Below are 3,497 nucleotides of genomic sequence, written 5' to 3' on the forward strand. Positions count from 1 at the left end.
CCCGGCCCGCTCGAGCGATGAGAGGACGCGGTGCCTCAGCCGGCGACGGTGCTCGTCGCGGTGGTCCGCTGGGTGCGCGCGACCGGCGCGAGCACCCGCTCGGCGAGCGGCGCGAAGACCAGCGCCATCACGCCCCACAGGATCACCTGCGCGCCGACCGAGTAGGCCCGGAACTGCGCCAGCACGTCGGCCGGGAATCCGGGGAAGACGATGGTCCCGTCCTCGTCGGTCAGCGGGAGCGGAGTCTCGGTGGCGTGCTTCCCGTACTCCACGACGTTCGCGTGCAGGTGCCCGAGCGCCGGCAGGATCAGCATGATCACCGTCATGACGGCCAGATATCCGATGCCGACCAGCACCGCCGAGGTCGTCACCGACCAGCGCCGGTGCAGTTTCTGCCCGACGTAGACCGCCAGGAAGAGGAAGAGGCACGAGCAGAAGACCAGGATGAGATAGAGCGCACCACGGGTGCGGATCGTCTCCTCGTGTCCGATCGCCGGCGGGTTCGAGGGGTACTTGATGAACGGCACCAGGTAGACCCCGACGAAGAAGAAGGCGGGCACCAGATAGCCGAGCGGGCGGGGCCGGATCCGGCCGGTGCGACCGATGCAGATGATGTAAGCCACCGCGACCAGGGCGCCCATCGCGGCGCCGAAGAGGATGAGCCCCGCACCGATGCCGAGGTTGCCCTGGATGGTGCGGCTGAAGATGTCCGGTCCCGCGGCCGGGATCGCCTTGCCGGCCGCCTTGTCGAGCGCGTCCTGAGCGGCGTCGCGGGCGCTTTCGTAGTCGATCGCCTTCTGGATGATCGGCTCGGCGAAGATCCGGGCGAAGACGAACATGACGAGTCCGGCGATGGCGCCCGAGAGCACGCCGCGGCCGATGAGTTGCTTCTCCACTGTTCCGTTGTCCTTCCTGGCCGCGAGATCAGTGGCAGGGGAAGCCGAGGAAGTGGCGAGCGTCGTGGAAGAACTCGTGGATCACCATGCTCTTGCCGAACACGGAGAGCGCTCCCTCGTCGACACCGATGAAGTAGTAGACGAGCAGCGCCAGGACGGCGGTGCCGAGCAACAGCGCGACCGTCTTGGCCTGGGCCGTCACGATGGGAGTGGTGATCGCCGAGGTCACCGGTGCGACAGAGGTAGTGCTCATGGTGATGCTCCTTCAGGAATACAACGTTCCGTTCTCGGGCCTCACACATCCGCCGAAGATCTGACTCACCACACCGATCGGTGGGCTCACAGTGGCGTGACCGTGCCGGATTCGCACCGGCTTCCTCATGCATGATGTGCGCCAGGCAGCCTACTGCCCCGGACCTTCGGGCGGCAACGGAGCGCCACCGGTCGAGAAATGGCTCATGTCACACCGCCGATCGCCGGCCGGTCGCTCGGACGGCCGCATCGATGGCGACACTGCCGAGGGCGGCGCCGGCCGCGGCGCCGAGGCCGACCCGGGAGGCCAGCCGGCGGGCCGCGGGGATGGTCGCCGGGACGGGCCTCGGCCCGTCACCGAGGATGGCGCGTTCCTCGATGCTGCCGGCGTAGTCGTTGCGACCGCCGAGCCGGACGCCGAGCGCCCCGGCGAAGGCCGCCTCGACCACGCCGGCGTTGGGGCTGGGGTGCGCGGCGGCGTCCCGCCGCCAGATGCGTACGACGACCCGCGACCGACCGGGGGAGGCGACGGCGACCAGCAGCCCGGCCAGCCGCGACCCGGGGAGGTTGAGGAGGTCGTCGAGCCGCGCCGGGGCCCAGCCGAACCGCCGGTAGCGCGGGCTGCGGTGCCCGACCATCGCATCGAGGGTGTTGGCCGCCCGGTAGCCGAGCAGCCCGGGCACGCCCGCCACGGCTCCCCAGAACAGCGGCGCGACCACCGCGTCCGAGGTGTTCTCCGCGACCGACTCGACCACCGCCCTGGCGATCTCGTCGGCGTCGAGCCGACTGGTGTCGCGGCCGACCAGATGCGTCAGGCGGCCGCGCGCGGCCGGCAGGTCGTCGTCGGCGAGAAGTCGGTGCACGGCAGCGGCCTCGCGGTCGAGCGAGCGGCCGCCGAGGACGGCCCAGGTCGCGGCGGCGGTGAGCACGATGCGGATCGGCGCGCTTCGAACACGGCGCACCGGTATGCCGAGCCCGGCGGCGGCCCCGACCAACACGGCGCAGTGCAGGACGCCGCGCGGCCGGCTGTCGGCGTACCACCGACGCTCGAGGGCGCCGGCGACCCGTCCGAATCCGGCCACCGGGTGGCCGCGGCGCGGATCGCCCCACAGCCGGTCGGCGGCGAAGCCGAGCAGCAGCCCGGCGGCTCGGGCGCCCATCCGGCCGCCGCTCCGGACTCGACTCATGCCAGCGCCACCAGCAGCGTCGCCAGGCCGAGCTCGACGGCGGCACCGAAGACGTCCCCGGTGACGCCGCCCAGCCGCAGACGACACCGGATGAGCAGCAGCACGACCACCGCGAGTGCCAGCGCCACCGCCAACGGACCCCGCCACCAGTCCAGACCGGCACCGTGTCCGGCGACGGCCAGCAGCGCCGCCGCCGCCAGCCATGGCAGCACCGCGGCGCTCCGCGGCACCACCCCGGCGAAGGTGACGCCGAGCCCGTCCGACCGGGCCGCCGGCACGCCACGCAGGCAGCACGCCGTCAGCGCCGCCCGAGACGCGCACACGCAGAGCCCGACCAGGAGCGCGGTCGAGCCCGGCCCGGCCTGGCCGGACAGGCCGCCGAGTGCGCCGGCCTGGAGCCCGGCGACCACGACCACCGCGACGGTGCCGGCGGGGCCCGACGTCCCGGTCTTCATCACCGCCAGCGACCGCTCGCGGTCGTACGAGGCGGTCAGTCCGTCGGCGACGTCGGAGAGGCCGTCCCAGTGCATCACCCGGGTGCCCAGCGCCAGCGCGCCGACCACCAGCAGGCCGGCGACCAGCGCGGGCAGGTCGACCAGGTCGGCGGCCCACCAGATCGCTCCCGCCACCACCCCGAGCGGCAGCACGGCCAGCGGCGCGAGCAGCATCGCCGCCCGCGCGGTGCCGCGATCCACCGCCGACGGCGGCCGCACCGGACAGACCGTCAGGGTGCCGACGGCCAGTCGCCAGGCGTCGTACCGGCTCACTGATCGGGTGCGGGCATCAGCTCGCTGAGCAGCGCGACGTCGCGCAGCAACGCGGCTGCGCTGCGCACCACCGGCACCGCGGCCACCGCGCCGGAGCCCTCGCCGAGACGCAGGCCGAGGTCGAGCAGCGGCTCCAGGCCGAGCTTGTCCAGTGCCAGCGACTGGGCCGGCTCGGTGGATCGGTGGCCGGCGGCGAACCAGGCCGCCGCCCCCGGCTCGATCCGGTCGGCGGTCAGCGCGCAGGCGACGCTCATCAGCCCGTCGAGCAGCACCGGTACGCCGGCGCGGGCCGCCGCGAGCAGGTACCCGGTGGTGGCGGCGAGGTCGGCGCTGGCCAGCGCCTGCAGGCACTGCCGCGGGTCGGCGACCCGGTCGCCGGCCCGGCGCAGCGCCGC

At 73.6% G+C, this 3,497-nt stretch carries 5 protein-coding genes and 1 riboswitch; all 5 genes read right to left on the bottom strand.

Annotated features, from left to right (window positions below; all coding sequences use genetic code 11):
- Positions 1-35: 35 nt before the first annotated feature.
- Complete coding sequence (locus QM638_RS07520) at positions 36-896, bottom strand: CbtA family protein (protein ID WP_415141335.1); 861 nt, start codon at positions 894-896, stop codon at positions 36-38.
- 28 nt (positions 897-924) lie between these two features.
- Positions 925-1,149 (bottom strand): CbtB domain-containing protein, encoded by a 225-nt coding sequence (locus tag QM638_RS07525; RefSeq protein ID WP_415141336.1) that lies wholly within the window; start codon positions 1,147-1,149, stop codon positions 925-927.
- A gap of 33 nt (positions 1,150-1,182) precedes the next feature.
- A riboswitch (cobalamin riboswitch) is annotated at positions 1,183-1,314 on the bottom strand.
- Between the two features lie 43 nt (positions 1,315-1,357).
- Positions 1,358-2,335: a cobalamin biosynthesis protein gene (locus QM638_RS07530; protein WP_415141337.1), complete on the bottom strand. Its 978-nt coding sequence runs from the start codon at positions 2,333-2,335 to the stop codon at positions 1,358-1,360.
- A complete protein-coding gene (locus QM638_RS07535; RefSeq protein ID WP_415141338.1) occupies positions 2,332-3,102 on the bottom strand; it encodes an adenosylcobinamide-GDP ribazoletransferase in 771 nt (256 codons plus the stop codon). The genes QM638_RS07530 and QM638_RS07535 overlap by 4 nt, the downstream gene beginning before the upstream one ends.
- Positions 3,099-3,497: nicotinate-nucleotide--dimethylbenzimidazole phosphoribosyltransferase (locus QM638_RS07540; RefSeq protein WP_415141339.1), on the bottom strand; the 399-nt coding region annotated here is incomplete at its 5' end. The genes QM638_RS07535 and QM638_RS07540, both read right to left, overlap by 4 nt.

This window comes from Nocardioides sp., from assembly GCF_047606145.1.
In the GTDB taxonomy this organism is placed as follows: domain Bacteria; phylum Actinomycetota; class Actinomycetes; order Propionibacteriales; family Nocardioidaceae; genus Nocardioides.